General features: G+C 49.5%; 1 rRNA gene. It reads right to left on the bottom strand.

Annotated features, from left to right (window positions below):
- Window positions 1-2,823, bottom strand: a 23S ribosomal RNA gene (locus IE130_RS14085); the annotation flags it as partial.
- Window positions 2,824-2,960 lie beyond the last annotated feature (137 nt).

Here is a 2,960-nt window from a genome sequence, read left to right as displayed (position 1 = left end):
ACACATCGCTGTGCTTCCACACCCTGCCTATCAACGTCGTAGTCTTCAACGGCTCTTTAGGGAAATCTAATCTTGAGGTGGGCTTCCCGCTTAGATGCTTTCAGCGGTTATCCCATCCGAACGTAGCTACCGGGCAATGCCACTGGCGTGACAACCCGAACACCAGAGGTTCGTCCACTCTGGTCCTCTCGTACTAGGAGCAGATCCTCTCAAATTTCCAACGCCCACGGTAGATAGGGACCGAACTGTCTCACGACGTTCTAAACCCAGCTCGCGTACCTCTTTAAATGGCGAACAGCCATACCCTTAGGACCTGCTTCAGCCCTAGGATGAGATGAGCCGACATCGAGGTGCCAAACACCGCCGTCGATATGAACTCTTGGGCGGTATCAGCCTGTTATCCCCAGAGTACCTTTTATCCGTTGAGCGATGGCCCTTCCATACAGAACCACCGGATCACTAAGACCTACTTTCGTACCTGCTCGACTTGTGGGTCTCGCAGTTAAGCGCGCTTTTGCCTTTATACTCTACGACCGATTTCCGACCGGTCTGAGCGCACCTTCGTACTCCTCCGTTACTCTTTAGGAGGAGACCGCCCCAGTCAAACTACCCACCATACATTGTCCTCGGTATTGTTATACCTGAGTTAGAACCCCAACATGACCAGGGTGGTATTTCAAGATTGGCTCCACAAACACTAGCGTGTCTGCTTCAAAGCCTCCCACCTATCCTGCACAAGTCAGGTCAAAGTTCAATGTAAAGCTGTAGTAAAGGTTCACGGGGTCTTTCCGTCTAGCCGCGGGTACACAGCATCTTCACTGCGATTTCGATTTCACTGAGTCTCTGCTGGAGACAGCGCTGCCATCATTATGCCATTCGTGCAGGTCGGAACTTACCCGACAAGGAATTTCGCTACCTTAGGACCGTTATAGTTACGGCCGCCGTTTACTGGGGCTTCGATCAAGAGCTTCGCTTACGCTAACCCCATCAATTAACCTTCCAGCACCGGGCAGGCATCACACCCTATACGTCCACTTTCGTGTTTGCAGAGTGCTGTGTTTTTAATAAACAGTTGCAGCAGCCTGGTATCTGCGACTGTCAACAGCTCAAGGAGCAAGTCCTATCACCATCAACAGCGTACCTTCTCCCGAAGTTACGGTACCATTTTGCCTAGTTCCTTCAGCAGAGTTCTCTCAAGCGCCTTGGTATTCTCTACCTGATCACCTGTGTCGGTTTAGGGTACGATTCGTTTATAACTATTGCTTAGAAGCTTTTCCTGGAAGCATGGTATTTGCCACTTCGCTGTACAAGTACAGCTTGCTATCAGATCTCAGCCATGTAGTAGCCCGGATTTACCTAAGCCACAAGCCTACATCCTTTCACCTGGACAACCAACGCCAGGCTGACATAACCTTCTCCGTCCCTCCATCGCATTATAAACAAGTATCAGAATATTAACTGATTTCCCATCGACTACGCCTTTCGGCCTCGCCTTAGGGGTCGACTCACCCAGCCCCGATTAACGTTGGACTGGAACCCTTGATCTTCCGGCGTGCGAGCTTTTCACTCGCATTATCGTTACTCACGTCAGCATTCGCTCTTGTGATACCTCCAGCATGCCTTACGACACACCTTCACAGGCTTACACAACGCTCCCCTACCACTTGAAAACAAATTCAAATCCGCAGCTTCGGCTCCTAGTTTGAGCCCCGTTACATCTTCCGCGCGGGCCGACTCGACTAGTGAGCTATTACGCTTTCTTTAAAGGATGGCTGCTTCTAAGCCAACCTCCTAGCTGTCTATGCCTTCCCACCTCGTTTCCCACTTAACTAGGAATTTGGGGCCTTAGCTGGCGGTCTGGGTTGTTTCCCTCTCCACAATGGACGTTAGCACCCACTGTGTGTCTCCCGGATATCACTCATCGGTATTCGGAGTTTGCATCGGTTTGGTAAGTCGGTATGACCCCCTAGCCGAAACAGTGCTCTACCCCCAATGGTGTTCGTCCGAGGCGCTACCTAAATAGCTTTCGGGGAGAACCAGCTATCACCGAGTTTGATTAGCCTTTCACCCCTATCCACAAGTCATCCCCTGGCTTTTCAACGACAGTGGGTTCGGTCCTCCGGTTGATGTTACTCAACTTTCAACCTGCTCATGGATAGATCACTCGGTTTCGGGTCTATGCCCTGCAACTAAACGCCCTATTAAGACTCGGTTTCCCTACGGCTCCCCTAAACGGTTAACCTTGCTACAGAACATAAGTCGCTGACCCATTATACAAAAGGTACGCGGTCACCCTAATAAATTAAGGCTCCCACTGCTTGTACGCACACGGTTTCAGGTTCTATTTCACTCCCCTCACAGGGGTTCTTTTCGCCTTTCCCTCACGGTACTGGTTCACTATCGGTCAGTCAGGAGTATTTAGCCTTGGAGGATGGTCCCCCCATCTTCAAACAGGATTTCTCGTGCCCCGCTCTACTTAATATGTTAACGCTAATGTTTCGAATACAGGACTATCACCTACTACGGTCAGCTTTCCCACGCTGTTCTTCTACATTAGCACTAATCGGCTTCTCCCCGTTCGCTCGCCGCTACTTGGGGAATCTCATTTGATGTCTATTCCTAAGGGTACTGAGATGTTTCACTTCCCCTCGTTCGCTTCTCGTACAAGTACGAGATACCTACCTTATGGTAAGTGGGTTTCCCCATTCAGAAATCTCCGGATCACAGGATATTGCCGCCTCCCCGAAGCTTATCGCAGGCTGTCACGTCTTTCATCGCCTCTGACTGCCAAGGCATCCACCATGTGCGCTTCATTACTTGACCATACAACCCCAAGTAGTCTTAACTTATAAATAAGTTTTAACTTCAAAGTGTCATAAAGTCTAATTATGATAACGATATCACCTAATTTTATACGCTTGATTCAGTTCTCTTTACTTTTTTAATAACTCACTACTGGG

It is taken from the genome of Psychrobacter glaciei (assembly GCF_014652895.1).
Lineage (GTDB): Bacteria > Pseudomonadota > Gammaproteobacteria > Pseudomonadales > Moraxellaceae > Psychrobacter > Psychrobacter glaciei.
This window is presented reverse-complemented; position numbering and strand designations above follow the sequence as displayed.